Origin of the sequence: Pseudolactococcus reticulitermitis, from assembly GCF_002260845.1 — a bacterium.
Lineage (GTDB): Bacteria > Bacillota > Bacilli > Lactobacillales > Streptococcaceae > Pseudolactococcus > Pseudolactococcus reticulitermitis.
On the sequence record NZ_BEDT01000001.1, the window covers coordinates 649,505 to 667,390 of the forward strand.

A 17,886-nucleotide genomic window follows, 5' to 3' on the forward strand; every position below is an offset into this window, starting at 1 on the left:
GACAAAATAAAAAAGCGCCACCTCTCAAGAGGTGACACTCATTTTATTTGGCGTAGTCAATCGCCCGTGTTTCACGGATGACGGTTACTTTGATATTTCCTGGGTAGTCCATATCATTTTCGATTTTTTCTTTGATGTCATGGGCGAGCACTGTCATCTTATCATCAGACAATTTCGCTGGATTGACCATGACGCGAATTTCACGACCAGCTTGTAAGGCAAATGATGTCTCAACGCCATCAAAGCCATTTGAAATTTCTTCCAAGTTTTGGAGGCGTTTGATGTAGTTTTCAATCGATTCACGACGGGCACCTGGACGGGCTGCGGATAAAGCATCTGCTGCTGCGACCAAGACTGAGATATTATTCGTCGGCTCAGTATCACCGTGGTGACTGGCAATCGCATTGATCACGACTGGATTTTCCTTATACTTCTTGGCCAATTCAGTTCCGATTTCAACGTGACTCCCTTCAATTTCATGGTCTAGCGCTTTACCGATGTCATGTAGGAAACCGGCACGTTTAGCCAGGGTTACATTTTCACCCATCTCACCGGCAAGATTACCAGCGAGATTAGCGACTTCAATCGAGTGATTGAGGACATTTTGACCATAAGAGGTTCTGAAATGCAAACGACCCATGATTTTCATGAGATCAGGATGCAGGGTGTGCGCGCCAACTTCAAAGGCGGCTTGTTCGCCATATTCACGAATTTTACGATCCAAATCTTTACGATTTTTTTCAACCAATTCTTCGATACGTGCGGGATGGATGCGACCATCTTGAACCAGCTGTTCCAAGGTTAAGCGCGCAATTTCACGGCGAATGGGATCAAAGCCAGACAAGATAACGGCTTCTGGTGTATCGTCGATGATTACGTCAATCCCTGTCAGGGCTTCGAAAGTTCGGATATTCCGACCTTCACGACCGATAATCCGACCTTTCATGCCATCATCAGGCAGTGTGACAACGCTCACCGTCTGCTCGCTGACGAAGTCTCCTGATACCCGTTGCATCGCCAAGGTAATAATATTCTTGGCTTTTTTATCCGCCTCGGCCATCGCTTTGTCTTCGCTCGTGCGAATCAGTTGTGCCATTTCCTTGGACAAAGATTCTTTAGTTTGATTCAGGACAATTTCTTTTGCTTCATCATGGCTGAGGCTTGCAATTCGTGCAAGCTCTGCGGCTTTTTCTGTTTCAACTTGTGACAATGCTTCTTCGCGCTTGTTGAGCGTGTTAGTTTTGTTTGATAGATTTTCTTCTTTCGAATCTAGAGATTGTTCTTTACGCGTTAAAGTATCATCCTTACGGTCAAGGATTTCTTCACGTTGTTTCAGACGTTTCTCAGTTTCTTTTAACTCAGTCCGAGTTTCTGTAAATTCATTTTCTATCGACTCACGACGTTTTTGACCTTCTTCTTTCAGCTCTAAAATCTTTTCTTTTCTCAGATTTTCGGCTTCTTTTTTCAGGTTTTCAGCCTCGACCTTAGCCTGTCTTGTGAGTTCATTCGCCTTGTTTTCAGCAGTTTCAATCAGGCTCTGGCTATCTGCCTGAGCGCTTTTTAATTGAGCATTGCGGAAAACAAAGCCAATTCCTAATCCAATCAACAAGGCAATGATGATGCCAGCAATAAGTGCTCCAATCATTGTTTTCCTCATTTATTCTAATATCAGATCATCGTTAAAATTTCTATCTCAAAACATGTTTAAAATTCAATTTATCCGTCATGCCTATCAGCTGAAGTATCCTTCAAAACCTTGACAGACCTGACTTGTTATCAATTTTTAAACATCTTCGATACCATAGCAATTTTAAGGATGCCTAAAAAATTCGTATGTGGTAAGTCAAAAACTTACCGCATACGAATTTATTATATCATATTATCAAATATTTCACAAAAGCGATTGCAGAATGTCAACTTTATCTAATCTTTCCCATGGCAAATCGACATCAGTTCGACCAAAATGACCATAAGCAGCTGTGGCACGGTAAATTGGGCGTTTAAGGTCTAACATCTTAATAATCCCAGCAGGACGTAAATCGAAATGCTCACGAATGGCTGTGATTAAGCGTTCTGACGAGATTTTCCCAGTACCAAATGTCTCCACATGAATCGAAATCGGATGCGCCACACCAATCGCATAGCTGAGCTGAATCTCAGCTTTATCAGCAAGACCAGCAGCCACAATGTTTTTAGCAATGTAACGCGCCGCATAAGAAGCTGAACGATCAACTTTCGTCGCATCTTTCCCTGAGAAAGCACCGCCACCATGGTGGGCATAGCCACCGTAAGTATCGACGATAATTTTACGACCTGTCAAGCCAGAATCCCCTTGAGGCCCACCGATAACAAAACGGCCTGTTGGATTGATGAAATATTTGGTTTTATCGTCTAATAACTCAGCCGGAATGACTGCTTTGATGACTTTTCCGATGACATCTGCATGAATTTGATCATTGGTCGCCTCAGGTGCATGCTGAGTCGAGATGACAATGGTATCAATGCGTTTAGCGACGTCATTTTCGTCATATTCAACCGTAACTTGACTTTTGGCATCTGGACGTAGGTAAGCAAGCTCGCCTGATTTACGCAAATCAGCTAATTTTTTAACAAGTTGATGCGAGAGTGAAATGGCAAGTGGCATATATTCTGGCGTTTCCTTGCTGGCAAAACCAAACATTAAGCCTTGGTCACCTGCCCCAATCAAATCCAGCTCGTCTTGATTTTCAGTTCCACGAACTTCAATCGCTTCATTAACCCCCTGGGCAATATCTGGCGACTGCTCCACGATAGATGGATGAACACCGACTGTCTTGTAGTCAAAGCCAAAGTTCGCATCGGTATAACCGATTTCTTTAATCGTATTTCTGACAATCTCGTCAATATTGACATAAGCAGTCGTTGAAATTTCACCAAAGACATGGACAGAACCTGTGTAAACCACCGTTTCAGCGGCAACATGGGCATCTGGATCCTGCGCCAAAATGGCATCCAAAATCGCATCCGAAATTTGATCGGCGATTTTATCTGGATGTCCTTCTGAGACGCTTTCGCTGGTAAATAGATTTTTTTCTGACATAATTTTTCCCCTACTTTTCTAGTTTTTCGGTTACAGGAAACGGTTTTTGGAAAAATAAAAACCACCTTCGGAAAGTAACACTCCTATTCTACCACGACCTCACATTTTTCGCCATCATTTCTGACTAATTCCGTGATATAATTTAAGCATGCTAAAAAAAGAAACCATTCTGGCGCAAAATCCTTGGCTGACAGATGTCTCTGTCGTGGCTGAAACCACCTCGACACAACTTGACGCCAAAAACGACCTCGTCGACAAAAAATTGTTCATCGCTGAGATGCAGACCCAAACTCGCGGGCGTTTCGGTCGGCAATATTTTGCCGTCAATAGTGGTGGCATCTATATGTCGCTTGTTCTTAACATATCGGAAGACGTCAAAGACTATACGATATTAACAGCAGCAGCCGTGCTAACAGCGATTGAAAATTTAACGACAAAAAAACCACTGGTCAAGTGGGTCAATGATATTTATCTGGACAATAAAAAAATCTGTGGCATTTTAGTCGAGCATTTGCTATCAAGTAACGCCATTATTATCGGTATCGGTCTGAACTTTAATATCGCCGACTTTCCTATTGAATTAAGAGAAAAAGCAGGCTCACTCTTTACACATGAAACACCAACTATTACACGAGATACCTTGATTGCTGAAATCTGGGCACAATTTAACCGATTAAGCGCCAATCAAGACTTTTTCGACATTTACAAATCACATTCTTTCATCCTCGGTAAAACAGTTGAATTCGAAGAAAATGGTCGTACGATTATCGGTACAGCGACTGATTTGACAGAAACCGGCGAATTAATTGTCAATTCTGACGGCTTAGTCAAGGTGCTATCCTCAGGCGAAATTTCCCTAAAAAAATGGCTCTGATACCGATTAATGGTGTCAGAGCTTTTTTTCAAGGCTTGCTTATTTACGATTTAAACGAATCCATTTGTCGGCGAGGTAGGCAACTCTCAATTTTCGGAATAACAAAAAACTCCAAAATCCCATCAAGAAAACACGACCTGTTAGCAGCGCATCCGCGAAAAACCAGGCGTAAATGATGGTCACAAATATAAACATATAAAATTGTTCTTTTATCATATAATTCTATTCTAACAAATTCCCGCAAAATTTCAATTCTGAAGTATTTTTCTAGCGTTCTTAGCCCGAAACAAACTCCAAAATATCTGAACAAATTGAGTCCAAGACAAAATACTTGCACTATTTTCCAAAAAGGCTTATTATGAACTTATGAATAAAGTTTACAAACGTAAACAAACCAATTATCACTGATTTTTGATTTAATATTTTAAGAAAATAGGAGCTTACCAACATGAAAGATTCAACGATTGAAATTGATCCACGTTACCCACTCGGCGGCATTCACCATGTCACTGCCATTAGTTCCAGCGCCCAACATATTTATGATTTCTTTACCAATATTTTAGGCTTACGTCTCGCCAAATTAACCGTCAACCAAGACGATTACGAAACGTATCACCTTTACTTCACTGATGAAGATGGCAATGCGGGCACTGATATGACCTTCTTCGACTTCCCCGGTATTCCTAAGGGGACCAAAGGCACGAACAATATCGACCGTGCATCATTCCGCGTCCCTACTGATACTTCACTGACCTACTGGTTATCACGTTTCGACCAAGCTGAAGTCACTCACGGCGAGATTGCAACACGTTTTGGTAAGAAATATGTCGAATTCGAAGATTTCGACGGGCAACACTATCAACTCATTTCAGATGAAACAAATGTCGGTGTCCCTGCTGGTCAACCTTGGCAATTGTCAAATGTCCCTGATGAACACGCTATCGTCGGTCTTGGCCCAGTATTTGTCAAAGTTGCCAATTACGAACACATGGACTTAGTACTGGATAAAGTATTAGGTTTTCGTAAAACAGGTGATGAGGGTGCCTTTCATCAATATGAACTTGCTGAAGGTGGCAATGGTGCAACTTTGATTATCGAAGATGCACCAGATGAAGGCGTTGCTTGGCAAGGTTTCGGTAACATTCACCACTTGGCACTTCGGGTGAAAGACCCAGAAAGTCTCAGCTACTGGATTGAGCGCATCAAATCCTTCCGTTTCCCTGATTCTGGATTGGTCGATCGTTTCTACTTCTCAAGCGAATATTTCCGTGTCGCACCACAAGTGCTATTTGAATTGGCAACAGACACACCGGGGATTGGTGCCCTTGATATGGCGAAATCTGGTGCTGGCAAGGTTGATTCCTATGAAGAAGCCTTGATAACAAGCGGTTTCTGGATTGACGAAACCAAAGCAGAAGCCGGTCTTGATCTCAGCTTGCCACCACATCTTTTCCCTGGTGATGAAGCGGTCAAAGCGGCGACTGCTGCTCGTCTTCGCCCACTGGACACATCAGATGCCCACGACAAACGTGATGACAAGGACATCTGGACAATTTCACGAATTTTAGCACATAATCCGCAAGCTGTTCACAACGATAATCAATAATACAAACTTTGAAAATGACGGCTGATGTCGTCGTTTTCGTTAGTAAAGGAAAATTTCATGAAAAATTTCACCACTGATGAATTAAATCAACTCAATCCCTTTCTAGCTTATAAATTGCTTTCAGGTAGTGTCATTCCCCGCCCGATTGCTTGGGTGACCACCCAGTCAGTCGATGGTGTCGTCAATGCTGCACCGTTTAGTTTTTTCAACGTTGTCAGTAGCCAGCCACCATTGGTCAGCATCTCTATGCTAGGGCAAAAAGATTCCGTCAACAACTTACTTGAAACAGGAGAGGCTGTCATTCACTTTATCTCGCCTGATAATGTCGAAGCCATGAATAGGACAGCGGCTAGTTTGCCAAGCCAAATGAGTGAAATTGAGACTTTTGGCATTCCGACTGAGCCGTCTCAAACTGTCAGCGTCCCGTCAATCATTGATGCACCGATTAGATTTGAAGCAAAATTATTTAAACACATTCCAATCGAAACCAATGGTTATGTGGTCAGCAATCTCATGTTGCTTGAAATTACTAATTTTGCCTTTTCAGATACCGTGTTTGATGCTGAGAAATTTTATGTCAAACCTGATGCCTTTCAACCGATTGCAAGATTGGCAGGCAATACCTATGCTGAATTAGGGGATTTGTTTGACTTAGAACGCCCGCAATAATTACAAAAAGCGATGCCAGTTTTTCAACTGACATCGTTTTTTTGATACCTTGATTAAGCCCCAATATGCTCTTTTTCGTCCTCCAACCAGTGTTCCAATAATTCCGCAAAGTTTTCATACATAATGTGTTTGGTTTGGGCAATTTCAGCACGGTGAAATTCTTGATTACCGATAAAAATTTCAGCAATTTTGGCTTGATTATGACCGAGTTGCTTGAGTTTGTAGACCATTTGTTCTTTGTTCATACCTTCTCTCCATTTCTAGTTGCAAATCTTTTTCGTAAGCGTTTTCTTTATGTCTTCATTATAACATAAAAACGCCCAAATGAGCGTTTAAAGTATTGCTTCGATGTCTTGGGCGATATTTTCAGGTTTCTTGGCTGAACCATAGCGTTTCACGACTTTTCCTGTTTTATCGACTAGGAATTTCGTAAAATTCCATTTGATGTCAGAAGTCACAGCACCGCCTTGCTCACCTTTTAAGTAAGTATAAAGTGGCTCAGCGTTTGCACCATTGACCTCAATTTTCGCAAATTGTGGGAAAGTCGTGTGGTAGCGCAATTCACAAAATTCAGCGATTTCTTCGGCACTGCCCGGGGCTTGACCGCCAAACTGATTAGACGGAAAATCTAAAATCGTGAAGCCTTGCGCTTTGTAAGTGTCGTAGAGGGCTTGCAAGCCTTTGTATTGCGGGATAAAACCACAGCCAGTCGCCGTATTGACGATTAAAAGAGTTTGCCCCTCATAGTCAGATAGCGAGACGAGTTCGCCTTTATTGTTTTTTACTTTAAAATCATAGATTGTCATACTTTTATTATACACCTATTTTGTCAAATCTAGGCGTTTCGAAATTTGGGAAATGATGACCGCGCCAATTAAAAGCGAGAGCAACTCTCCCAAGCCAGTCGTCAACCACGTGATGAAAAACGGCGCTTGAAACATGATGTTAAGCTCGGCAGCAATCGTGACCATTGAGAGTGAAAAGAAGATGGCAAAGTAGATAAAAGCTTTGTTGGTGAGACCTTTAAGCACATCTGTGTTCATATATTTTTGGAACAGATACACACCTAGGCTAACAAAAATCAGGGTAGATAGACCACCAACGATGACATCGACAATTCCGAAGACCATATAATTTGAAATCATACAGCCAATGGTGACAGCCCAGATGTATTTTTTATTGTAGAAGGCGAGGAAGTTAAATAACTCAGACAGCCTAAACTGCACGGCGCCAGAACCTAGCGGTCCTAAGACGACTGTGATTACGACGTAGAGGGCGACGACAATGGCGATTTGCACCAAGTCAAGTACTTTAAAGTTTTTCATAAAATCTCCTTTATCGCATCAGCGATTGTAATATGCTCTGTCAAAGCGAGAAAGTACAGAGGGCTTGAAATAGGCAACACATGAGGCTTATTTCAAGCAAGTACAAGTATAGCAAATTTCCCTCAAAAATGATATACTTTCAGGTATGAAAACTACAATTAACAAAATCATAACCAACCAGATTTTTAAATATCTGCTAGCTGGTGTTGCGACAACTATTGTCTTTTTTATCTTTAAAATGCTGAGTTTCTCGGCTTTGCAAAACGGTGTGGCTTCTGAAATCATTGCGCAAGCCATTTCTATCCTATTTGCTTTTGTGACCAATAAATTTTGGGTCTTTGAGCGGACGACAAATTCACTGCTACAAGAATTTATCAAATTTGTCACTAGCCGAATCTTTGTCATGCTTTTGTCTGTTTTGGCTAACTGGTACTTCATTGATACACATCCAAGTATCCTCATGAATGCCTTGCATCTCACGCTTGATCAAAGTGTGTTCTTCCTTACGCTCTTTCTTCAAGTCTTAACCATTGTCTTAAACTATATTTTCTCTAAATTTTTAATTTTCACTAAGAAATAAAGCCAGATCAATTTGATCTGGCTTTTTCTTCTAACTTCTTACTATTCACATTTTTGATGATGGCGACAATTTCGCCTCGTCTGGTTTCGATGTCCCCATGGCGTTTCAGATAGACCGCATTGAGTATGGCGCCGAATATCAGCACTTTGGCGATAAAGATAAACCAAAGCATCAAAGCGAAGACGACCAAACTGCCGACGGTTTTCAAGTCTGCCATCATATCTGTCGTGCGCCCGATATATTTCCCTAGGACATTGGTCAAGAAAACCAAGACGACGGTGGAAAAAACGGTACCCGGTAGCACATACTTCATCTTGCGAATTTTAACATTTGGCATGATGAAGTAGAGCAGGGCTAGGGCGCAAAAAACGGTGATGGCGACCGCTGGAATGGTCATGTTATGCAGGGTCGCATAAAGATGCGGGTCAAACTTGATATGCTTGTAGATATTGGCTAGCACTGCCTGACCAAATGTCGACAGGAGCACGGCAACAAACAAGAAAAGGATAATCGCAAAACTGGCAATGATTGAAAAGAATTGACTGACGAGAAAATCGCGATGATCACTAACTTCATAAGCTTTATTCATCGCCATTTGCAGACTGGTCATGGCTTTGGAAAAGGTCCAAAATCCCGTCAAAACTGAGACAGACAGCAAACCTGTACTGGGTCTAGATAAAATACTATCGACAATATTAGCAATCGTGGCATAGAGTTGGCGTGGCAAATTATCCTTTAAAAAGTCAAGAATCATCGCCGTATCCAGATGGAGAAAGGGCAGGATATTGCCGACAATCATCAGGACTGGAAAGAGAGATAAAAGCAGATAGTATGCCACCGCAATGCTCGACAAATTCATCTCAGCTGATTTGTAAAAGAACAGAAAATCATTGAGACGTCTGGAGGCTAGAATTTTTTCAATTAAATGTTTCATGCCATCCTTTCCTTTATCCTTAACGCTAACTCCGCTTAATACGTCCCTTCTTCACCTTGGCTCGTTAAAATAACTGGTCCATTTTTTGTGACGACAAATTGATGTTCATATTGACAAGAAAGACTGCCATCAAGCGTTGTGTAGCCCCGTTCATTACTTGGATGATCAATTTCCCAATCACCTGTATTAATCATCGGCTCAATCGTCAAGACCATGCCTTCGCGCAAGCGAAGCCCTTTTCCTGGTGTGCCATAATGCGGCACGAGTGGATCTTCGTGCATGGTTGGGCCAACGCCATGACCAACCAAATCACGGACAACACCGTAGCCAAAACTTTCAGCGTAGGATTGGATAGCGTGGCCAATATCGCCAATGCGATTACCAACTTGAGCCGCTTCAATCCCACGGTAGAGGCTTTCTTTCGTGACAGTCATGAGCTGTTTGACCTCGTCAGAGACTTCCCCAACTGCGTAGGCCCAGCACGAATCCGCAACGCCACCGGTGAAATTATCCGCCAGAGCCTTCATCGCCATGCCATCATCAAAATTAGCCTTGCTCATGTCAATACCACCGCCCGTGCCAATGACCATGTCGACCTTAATCAAATCGCCTGATTTTAAGATGTGACCTTTACGCGGAAAACTGTGGGCAACTTCGTCATTAAGGCAGCAGCAAGTCGCATAAGGGTAGGGATTGACATTGCCTTCATCAACGCCGATTTGCAGAGGAATGGCGTTTTTTTCCTTACAGATGCGGCGCACATAGCTTTCGATTTCCCACATGTCAATGCCCGGTTTGATAATATCGCGAAGCCCAATATGGATGCCTGCTAAGACGTCTGAAGCCTCTTGCATCATGGCAATTTCGCGTGGTGATTTAAGTGTAATCATGAATAAAATATCCTTCTCGTTTTTTAGTCTATTTTTAGTCTATGTCTATTTTATCAAATTTCTGCTAGCTTTAGGGAATTTATTGACAGGAGATGTCTTTCTGTCGTTAAAAAGTAGCAACTGCTTGCATTTTTCTAAAAAGTCAAAAAACTTGATTTTTTAACGTATTTTGGTATAATTTTCTTATTATAAAAATGTAAATTGGAGATTATTATGGCTTTGGCTAAGATTGTATATGCTAGCATGACGGGGAATACTGAAGAGATTGCTGACATCGTTGCGGAAAAACTTGAGGCACTTGGTCTCGACGTTGATATTGATGAGTGTACGACCGTTGACGCATCTGACTTTGAAGATGCTGACATCGCTATTGTCGCTTCTTACACCTACGGTGACGGCGAGTTGCCTGACGAAATCGTTGATTTCTACGACGATTTGCAAGATTTAGACCTTTCCGGTAAAATCTTCGGTGTCATTGGTTCTGGCGATACGTTCTACGATGAATTTTGTAAATCGGTTGATGATTTTGAAGCTGCTTTTGAAAAAACATCAGCTGAAAAAGGCGCTGACAGTGTCAAAGTTGACTTGGCTGCTGAAGAAGATGACATCGTGAAACTCGAATCATTCGCTGAAACACTTGCCGCTAAATTTAGCTAATCTAAGCTGAATCAAAAATAAACTGCACGAGAATATCCTCGTGCAGTTTTTATATGTCGATTTGCGATAAATAAGCATAAGAAAAAAGTCCACATCACAGGACTTTTTTGCAACCTATCAACTAGCATCAAACAGTCAAAAGTTCTTCTTCTTTATTGGCAGTGTGCTGGTCGATTTCTTTGACCGCATCATCTGTCACTTTTTGAATGTCTTTTTCAAGTGTTTTCAACTCGTCTTCAGTGATTTCTTTGGCTTTTTCAGATTTTTTAGCGTCATTCATGGCATCTTTACGGATGTTCCGAATAGCGACTTTCCCACCTTCAGCAGTTTTCTTCACTTCTTTTGCCAATTCTTTCCGGCGTTCTTCGGTCAGCGCTGGAATGACCAGACGAATGACATTGCCGTCAGATTGGGGATTAATGCCCAAATCGCTAGCGTTCAAAGCAGCTTCAATGTCTTTAATGACTGTTTTGTCAAAGGGTGTGATCAAAAGCACACGCGCCTCTGGTACAGAAATCCCAGCTAATTGGTTCAAGGGTGTTGGCGCCCCATAATAGTCCACAGTGATGCGGTCAAGCAAGCTCGCATTGGCACGGCCAGCACGAATGCTGCCAAATTCACGTTGCAAGCTGTCAATAGAATTTTTCATACGGTCTTGAGCCGTGGTTACGATGGTATTTGTCATTTGATTCTCTATCTCCTACTTCAATAATGTTAATAATTTTTGAGTCATGTCAGCATTTTGCCCTTGATGATTTAAAATAATCGTCGGATAATGGTAATCTTGCGTTTTGATGAGCAAAAATGGTTTATCATGCGTATGAACGATAAAAAGTCTTTTCTTATCTTTCAAAAAGACACCCGCCAGATAATTCGGCGCATTGACCCCATATAGTTTGGCAAATAAATGAGGCAACTCACTTTTATCCGTCGACAATTCTGCAGAAACGATTTTGTCAAGCGGCACAATAAGTCGACGTCTAAAGCCAGTTGCAAAGACTTCTAATCTCGAAAACGTGATGACTAAGTCATTATCTGCTACCATGATTTTCATGATGGCTACCCCCTAAGTTTGGCTCAATCAGTTGCTGACGGTTGTGCCAATCTGCTCACCCAGAACGACACGTTTGATATTGCCTGTTTCATTGAGATTAAAGACGACGAGGTCGATATTGTTATCCATTGACAAGCTTGATGCCGTCGAATCCATAATTTTCAACCCTTGTTTCAACACTTCGATGTGCGTCAATTCGTCAAATTTAATGGCTGCTGCATTGGTACGTGGGTCGTCGTTATAAACCCCATCAACCCCATTTTTCGCCATGAGAATGGCATCAGCACCAATTTCAGCGGCTCTGAGCGCAGCCGTCGTATCCGTTGAGAAATACGGCGAACCAGTCCCAGCAGCGAAGATGACGATACGTTCTTTTTCAAGATGACGCAAAGCCCGTCCCCGAACATAAGGTTCTGCCAACTGTTGCATGTTAATGGCTGTTTGTACACGCGTCGTCACTCCCGCACGCTCAAGCGCATCTGCCATAACCAACGCATTCATGACCGTCCCTAGCATGCCGGTGTAGTCAGCTGGCACACGCTCCATCCCTGCGGCTGCGGCAGCCTCGCCTCGCCACAAGTTACCACCACCGATGACCAAGGCGATTTCAATCCCTAAATCATGAACTTCTTTTAGTTCACTCGCAATTTCTTCAACCGTCGCAATATCAATGCCGACACCACGTTCGCCAGCCAATGCTTCTCCAGAAAGTTTGATCAGGACGCGTTTATATTTTACTTGAGACATAATTCACCTTTCATACTGTTCGATTCATATTTTATCTTATCCATTTTACCACAAAATTGAAGAATTTTAAAAAATCTCTGTCAGATTTCTTGGTTAATTGAAAGATAGCACTATCAGCCCTATTTAAGCAATCGTAACACACTTAAAACAAGAAAAAATCCCGACACCATAGCATCAAGGAAGTTTTCACGCATATTTAAGCTTGCGCCTTAAATTTTTCAACATCACGCGCGATGACCAATTCTTCATCTGTCGGAATGACAAGGACTTTCACCTTAGCCTCTGGTGTTGAGATGATGCCATCTGCCCCAAAAACGTTTTTACTTTCATCAATGTCCAAACCGAACCATGACAAGCCATCAACGACAGCTTGACGAACGACATCTGAATTTTCACCGATACCTGCAGTAAAGATAAGGGCATCTGCACCATTCAAGACAGCCAAATATTGACCGATAAATTTTTGAATGCGATTCACAAACATATCAAAAGCAAGGCTAGCTTTTTCATCACCGGCGTCGCGAGCAGAAATAATGTCCCGCATATCTGATGACATTTCAGAAACGCCTGCTAAGCCAGATTTTTTGTTAAAGATGTCGATGACTTCAGCCACATCCGTAATCCCCGTTTTGGCCATGATATAAGGAATGATAGAGGCATCTAATTCACCCGTCCGCGTGCCCATCATGACACCAGCGAGCGGTGTGAAGCCCATTGAGGTATCAACGGATTGCCCGCCATCAATGGCAGTCAAGCTCACGCCATTACCGATATGCGCTGTGATCAGTTTAAGGTCTTCTGGTGCCTTACCAAGATAGTCAGCCGCTTTTTGTGCCACATACATGTGACTTGTCCCATGCGCCCCATACTTGCGGACTGCATATTTATCGTAGTAGTCATTTGGCATAGGATAACGGTAAGCAACCGCTGGCATCGTTGCGTGAAAGGCCGTGTCAAAGACAGCGACATGCGTTGCTTCTGGCAATAAAGCACAGAAAGCATAGATACCTGCAACATTGGCAGGGTTATGCAAGGGTGCTAAATCAGATAAATCTTCGATTTGTTTGGCAACCTCATTGGTAATCAAAACTGATGCTTTGAACAGCTCCCCACCAGCAACGACACGGTGACCAGTGCCTGTGATTTCTGAAAAGTGCGCAATAATGTTCAGATTTTTAAGGTCGTTCATCAAAATCGCCACGGCCTCTGTATGGTTGTGAATATTTTTAACGGTCACATGTTTATCACCATCAAAACTAACTGTCGAAACTGACTCCGGCAAGCCAATCCGCTCAATCAGTCCTTTAGCTATCACTGTTTCTTCTGGCATTTGGTAAAGCTGCCATTTAAGACTTGAGCTACCCGCATTAATCGCAATTGTTTTTGACATTTTTTTCCATTCTCCTAGTATAAGATGTTGAGGCGACGGTTTTGAGGCTATGAAAAATAGGAAAAGGCGTAAACGAACGAAGTTCGTGCGCACTTTTATCTATTTTCCTAACACCAAGGAGCCGAAACTCAATTCATTAAGATATTGAGGCGACTGTTCTGCTTGCGATAATTTAAAATCATCTCGCAGACACCCAGTCGCCCAAACGCTTTCAAATCACACATCAGATATCGTTTGTTGCGTAAATACAGACGTTTTGAAAACGTTTTCCTTTAAATTATATCACATTTTCACAAAATTGCGTCATAAAATTTTGCACAATTTCAGGATTGGTCAGGCTGGTCAAAGGAAAAACAAAGGGCGCTTTACCTTGTGCAGACTTCTGTAAAACAAAGATTGCCTTGGCATTGTTTTCAGTGGCAATATCTTCTGGCAAGGTAATCACAGCAGCGATGCGGGCATAATCCTGCAACCATTTTTTTAATAAATCAGCTTGCGGACTGGATAATAAATCACTCGGTGCGACAAAAATGGCATAGCCATCTGCTTTAAGATACTTGAACCCTTGCGCCATCAGCAGGTGATGCGCATAGGTGTGGTCTTGCGGACTGCCGACAACTGACCGGCGTGCAATCGCATCATCAGGATAATAACCGACCGGCAAATCTGACACCAAAATATCTACAGGCTCAATGACTTGCGGGCGCACGGCATCAATCTGCAAAAATTGAGCTGACGTTTGCATGACATCCGCGATACTGGCAGATAAATCAATCATCAAGTCATCGACTTCGAACCCTGTATAAGTCAGCGTTTTATCTGGCATGCCAGTCAATAAAGTCTCGGCAAGATTGCCCGTTCCAGAACCTAATTCCAAAACAGACAAGCTCGTTTCAGGAAACAAGGTCTCAAGCATAAAACTGATGATATAGCCAATCGCATCTGGTGTCAACTGATGATTGGCTTGCAGGTGCATCTCTTTCGCACCTTTGATTAAGGCAAACTGATAGACTTTTTGCCACTCTTTTTTTGTCAGCTTGAGCGCTCGTAATTGGTCATTGCGTTGCTGCAAGTCTTCTGAGACAGCTTTACCGAGATAGCTGACATTTTGCTCAATCAGGGCGTCATAAAAATGCGTTGCCAAACGTGTTTCAAGTTGCTGAACATTAGCCAGTAATAGGCCAAATGCCGTTTCGATTTTTTCCATCTTCATACCTTTTATTATACCATAAACCTATTCTTGAACTTTAAGCATTGGTTTAAGGTTCCTTTAAGCTTGTTTGGTTATACTTGAGTCATTCCTAAAATATTTTTTCATAATAACTCTCTAAAAAAACTCGTTGGCTTGGATAGCCTGCGAGTTTTTTATGTTTTAAGCTTGATTTTCCCAAACCATATCATACCAGACAGCACCACCATGTACCGATTGTGATTTGCCATCATTCATAAAACCATTTTTTTCATAGTAGGGAATCAAATAATCGTGGCAGGTCAGCGTAATCCCCTCACGCTTTTGCGCGCGGGCTAACTCTTTTAAAGCTGCGATTAATTTTACACCAACAGCCTGACCTTGAAAATCATCTGCGACAGACAGACTGGTCACGGCGATATAGCCACCTGTTTCTGGATTTGCCACAACCGTTTGAAATAAGTCATCCGTCAAATGACGCGCTTGTATCACGGGACCTTCGATATAGCCTGCGACTTGACCGTCAATTTCTGCCACTAAAAAAGTATCTGGAATTTGAGCAATGCGAGCCTGTATCGCCTCAAAACTTGCAGCTTCGGCTGGTGAAAAATTGGCGATTTCGATACTGTAAGCGACTTCTAAGTCTGCCGGTGTAACTTGTCTGATTTTCATTTTTTACCTTATTCTATGATGAGACAAACGCCAATTTCAAAATAAAATTGGCGTTTGTCATTATTTTTTATATTTATTGGACATTACTTGTCAGCTGTGACAAGAGTGTCTCGAAGGCGTACTCATATTTTTGAATGTCGCCTGCCCCCATGAAGACATAGACAGCATTATCATGGTCAAGCAAAGGTGAGACATTATCGACAGTGATGACTTTAGCTGGTTTTTCGATTTTGACAGCCAAGTCTTCGACTTTGACATCACCGTGATCGACTTCACGCGCTGAGCCATAAATTTGTGCCAGATACACAGCGTCAGCCTGATTCAAGCTTGTCGCAAATTCATCAATCAGGGCAATCGTCCGTGTGAAAGTATGCGGCTGAAAGACAGCGACAATTTCTTTATCCGGATATTTTTGGCGCGCTGCGTCCACCGTCGCTTCAATTTCGGTCGGATGGTGGGCAAAATCATCAATAATGACTTGATCGCCAATCTGTTTTTCAGTGAAGCGACGTTTAACCCCACCAAACGTTGCCATATATTTGGCCACTTCTTTGGCATCAAAGCCATCTTGATGGGTCACGGCAACAACGGCCAAGGCATTCAAGATATTGTGTTTGCCATAAGTCGGCACAACAAATTCTCCGATTTTTTCATCGTGGAAATAAGCGGTAAATTTCGAACCACTTGTCGTCCGTGTCACGTCTTTGGCGATATAGTCATCGCTATCAGAGAAACCGTAACGGTAAATCGGCACATTGGCTGTCAATTTTTGGAGATATTTATCATCGCCATAAACGAAGATGCCTTTAGTGATTTGATTGGCATAAGTCTGGAAGGCATCGAAAACGTCATCAATGCCTGTAAAATAATCAGGATGGTCAAAATCGACATTGGTGATAATCGTATATTCAGGATGGTAAGGCAAGAAATGACGCTCATACTCGTCAGATTCGAAAACGAAGAATTTAGAATCCGCTGAGCCACGACCCGTTCCGTCCCCAATCAGATAAGACGTATCGGTCACCTGGCGCATCACGTGTGCTAAAAGACCAGTCGTAGAGGTTTTACCATGCGCACCGGCAACACCAATAGAGGTAAAGTTAGTCATAAATTGACCCAAAAACTCATGATAGCGAACGTAATCATAGCCGTTTTTGTTGGCGTAAGCCAGTTCGATATTATTATCATCTCGGAAGGCGTTACCCGCAATGATTGCAACATCTGGTGTGATATTTTTCGTGTCAAATGGCAAGAGCGGAATACCTGCTTGCTCTAGGCCACGCTGGGTAAAGTAGTAATCTGTTGAGTCAGACCCCTGAACCTTATGCCCCATTTGGTGTAGCATGAGGGCAAGGGCTGACATACCTGACCCTTTGATTCCGATAAAATGATAAGTTTTTTGTGACATGTGTCTACTCTTTTTAAGTTGGGTTGGGCAATGGTGCAGATGATGAAACATTTCTTGATATTTTCATCATCTCTAACCTAACGAAACTCTCTTCCTTTCTAAAATTACAACGATTTGTCCTGCCTATGACCGCCTTGATAAACCTGAATTAGTCGACTGTATCAAAACCATCTCGGTGCTGATGTTTACTCACAAAATAGTCTTGTTTTGGTGCGTCAAATAAAGAGCCGTTCGACTGACGCGCCGCTGTTTTATCAAAACCCGAGACTGGTTTACCTAATGAATGCTGCGATTGAACAACTTTTTTATTCGCCAGACCTTTGATACCTAGTTCATCTGATGTTGCCCGTTCCAATGGATTGACATAAGGTTTAACAGGTTTAGGTGCCACTGCATTTTCAAGCGCACGCTTTCTCGCCTCCTCAACCAAGGTTGATTTTTTCTTAGGCGGCGCCACAGTCGAAACCTTAAAATTCTTGCTGAGTGGTCGTTTGCCATTGACCGTCGGCGTTTGACGACGCATCTCAAAAGAGCCAGCTGCTTCATTCGTTGACTCTGACATCACGCCTGATGAACCAGCTGCCTGATTTTTAGTAGATGCACCAAAATGCTCCATGGTCATATCAGGATTTCTGGTTAAAAGTTGTTGATTGGTCATAATCACCCGATTATCTGGTGTCAACACCGCATCGTCGGGCATAATCGGAAAGGTAATTTTATTTTTAGGATACAAATTTTCCATAGGTGGCCTTACTTTCACTTGAGTTAAAAAATGTAGTGATAACAACTGTCGGTTAAACACGTATCCGACA

Annotated in this window: 21 protein-coding genes and 1 riboswitch; of the genes, 5 read left to right on the plus strand and 16 right to left on the minus strand. The window is 42.4% G+C overall.

Going from position 1 to position 17,886, the window contains the following annotated elements; genetic code table 11:
- Positions 1-43 precede the first annotated feature (43 nt).
- Together rny and metK are read right to left on the minus strand one after the other, a co-directional pair.
- A complete protein-coding gene (gene rny / locus RsY01_RS03105; protein WP_094784093.1) occupies positions 44-1,645 on the minus strand; it encodes a ribonuclease Y in 1,602 nt (533 codons plus the stop codon).
- Positions 1,646-1,891: 246 nt separating this feature from the next.
- Entirely contained in the window at positions 1,892-3,079 is a 1,188-nt protein-coding gene (gene metK, locus RsY01_RS03110; RefSeq protein WP_094784094.1) for a methionine adenosyltransferase, read from the minus strand.
- A gap of 148 nt (positions 3,080-3,227) precedes the next feature.
- On the opposite strand from metK, the gene RsY01_RS03115 reads away from it, so the two are divergent.
- A complete protein-coding gene (locus RsY01_RS03115) occupies positions 3,228-3,953 on the plus strand; it encodes a biotin--[acetyl-CoA-carboxylase] ligase (protein WP_094784095.1) in 726 nt (241 codons plus the stop codon).
- A gap of 39 nt (positions 3,954-3,992) precedes the next feature.
- On the opposite strand, the gene RsY01_RS11110 is transcribed toward RsY01_RS03115, so the two are convergent.
- Positions 3,993-4,169 carry a DUF3272 family protein gene (locus RsY01_RS11110; protein WP_094784096.1) on the minus strand — a complete coding sequence of 59 codons (177 nt, stop codon included), beginning with the start codon at positions 4,167-4,169 and terminating at the stop codon, positions 3,993-3,995.
- A 232-nt stretch (positions 4,170-4,401) separates the two neighbouring features.
- Here RsY01_RS11110 and RsY01_RS03125 point away from each other — a divergent pair, with 232 nt between their 5' ends.
- Both RsY01_RS03125 and RsY01_RS03130 read left to right on the plus strand, forming a co-directional pair.
- Complete coding sequence (locus RsY01_RS03125; protein WP_094784097.1) at positions 4,402-5,559, plus strand: ring-cleaving dioxygenase; 1,158 nt, start codon at positions 4,402-4,404, stop codon at positions 5,557-5,559.
- Between the two features lie 57 nt (positions 5,560-5,616).
- Positions 5,617-6,228, plus strand: a complete 612-nt coding sequence (locus RsY01_RS03130) for a flavin reductase family protein (RefSeq protein ID WP_094784098.1) — start codon at positions 5,617-5,619, stop codon at positions 6,226-6,228.
- Between the two features lie 53 nt (positions 6,229-6,281).
- On the opposite strand, the gene RsY01_RS03135 is transcribed toward RsY01_RS03130, so the two are convergent.
- From RsY01_RS03135 to RsY01_RS03145, 3 genes are all read right to left on the minus strand, one after another.
- Positions 6,282-6,473, minus strand: a complete 192-nt coding sequence (locus RsY01_RS03135; protein ID WP_031366157.1) for a hypothetical protein — start codon at positions 6,471-6,473, stop codon at positions 6,282-6,284.
- 87 nt (positions 6,474-6,560) lie between these two features.
- Complete coding sequence (locus tag RsY01_RS03140; RefSeq protein ID WP_094784099.1) at positions 6,561-7,034, minus strand: glutathione peroxidase; 474 nt, start codon at positions 7,032-7,034, stop codon at positions 6,561-6,563.
- Between the two features lie 15 nt (positions 7,035-7,049).
- Positions 7,050-7,553, minus strand: a complete 504-nt coding sequence (locus RsY01_RS03145; protein ID WP_094784100.1) for a QueT transporter family protein — start codon at positions 7,551-7,553, stop codon at positions 7,050-7,052.
- A riboswitch (PreQ1 riboswitch) is annotated at positions 7,551-7,669 on the minus strand. (Overlaps the previous gene by 3 nt.)
- Before the next feature lie 29 nt (positions 7,670-7,698).
- Between RsY01_RS03145 and RsY01_RS03150 the strand changes: the two genes are divergently transcribed.
- The gene (locus tag RsY01_RS03150) at positions 7,699-8,133 is read left to right on the plus strand and encodes a GtrA family protein (protein WP_094784101.1); all 435 of its coding nucleotides are present in this window, start codon (positions 7,699-7,701) and stop codon (positions 8,131-8,133) included.
- A 7-nt stretch (positions 8,134-8,140) separates the two neighbouring features.
- On the opposite strand, the gene RsY01_RS03155 is transcribed toward RsY01_RS03150, so the two are convergent.
- Both RsY01_RS03155 and RsY01_RS03160 read right to left on the minus strand, forming a co-directional pair.
- The gene (locus RsY01_RS03155) at positions 8,141-9,067 is read right to left on the minus strand and encodes a YihY/virulence factor BrkB family protein (protein WP_094784102.1); all 927 of its coding nucleotides are present in this window, start codon (positions 9,065-9,067) and stop codon (positions 8,141-8,143) included.
- A 35-nt stretch (positions 9,068-9,102) separates the two neighbouring features.
- Positions 9,103-9,957 (minus strand): methionyl aminopeptidase, encoded by an 855-nt coding sequence (locus RsY01_RS03160; protein WP_094784103.1) that lies wholly within the window; start codon positions 9,955-9,957, stop codon positions 9,103-9,105.
- A gap of 213 nt (positions 9,958-10,170) precedes the next feature.
- Here RsY01_RS03160 and RsY01_RS03165 point away from each other — a divergent pair, with 213 nt between their 5' ends.
- Positions 10,171-10,614 carry a flavodoxin gene (locus RsY01_RS03165; protein ID WP_094784104.1) on the plus strand — a complete coding sequence of 148 codons (444 nt, stop codon included), beginning with the start codon at positions 10,171-10,173 and terminating at the stop codon, positions 10,612-10,614.
- Between the two features lie 127 nt (positions 10,615-10,741).
- On the opposite strand, the gene frr is transcribed toward RsY01_RS03165, so the two are convergent.
- The 8 genes from frr to RsY01_RS03205 all read right to left on the minus strand — a co-directional run bounded on the left by frr (position 10,742) and on the right by RsY01_RS03205 (position 17,816).
- A complete protein-coding gene (gene frr, locus RsY01_RS03170; RefSeq protein ID WP_094784105.1) occupies positions 10,742-11,299 on the minus strand; it encodes a ribosome recycling factor in 558 nt (185 codons plus the stop codon).
- Between the two features lie 15 nt (positions 11,300-11,314).
- Positions 11,315-11,668, minus strand: coding sequence for a hypothetical protein (locus RsY01_RS03175; protein ID WP_094784106.1), 354 nt, complete (start codon positions 11,666-11,668; stop codon positions 11,315-11,317).
- Positions 11,669-11,695: 27 nt separating this feature from the next.
- Positions 11,696-12,415: a UMP kinase gene (gene pyrH, locus RsY01_RS03180; RefSeq protein ID WP_094784107.1), complete on the minus strand. Its 720-nt coding sequence runs from the start codon at positions 12,413-12,415 to the stop codon at positions 11,696-11,698.
- 196 nt (positions 12,416-12,611) lie between these two features.
- A complete protein-coding gene (locus RsY01_RS03185; protein WP_094784108.1) occupies positions 12,612-13,805 on the minus strand; it encodes an acetate kinase in 1,194 nt (397 codons plus the stop codon).
- Between the two features lie 277 nt (positions 13,806-14,082).
- A complete protein-coding gene (locus RsY01_RS03190; protein ID WP_167373211.1) occupies positions 14,083-15,018 on the minus strand; it encodes a class I SAM-dependent methyltransferase in 936 nt (311 codons plus the stop codon).
- A gap of 159 nt (positions 15,019-15,177) precedes the next feature.
- A complete protein-coding gene (locus RsY01_RS03195; RefSeq protein ID WP_094784110.1) occupies positions 15,178-15,666 on the minus strand; it encodes a GNAT family N-acetyltransferase in 489 nt (162 codons plus the stop codon).
- Between the two features lie 73 nt (positions 15,667-15,739).
- On the minus strand, positions 15,740-17,074 hold the full coding sequence (murC, locus tag RsY01_RS03200) for a UDP-N-acetylmuramate--L-alanine ligase (RefSeq protein WP_094784111.1): 1,335 nt from the start codon (positions 17,072-17,074) through the stop codon (positions 15,740-15,742).
- A gap of 148 nt (positions 17,075-17,222) precedes the next feature.
- A complete protein-coding gene (locus tag RsY01_RS03205) occupies positions 17,223-17,816 on the minus strand; it encodes a hypothetical protein (protein ID WP_094784112.1) in 594 nt (197 codons plus the stop codon).
- Between the last annotated feature and the right edge of the window lie 70 nt (positions 17,817-17,886).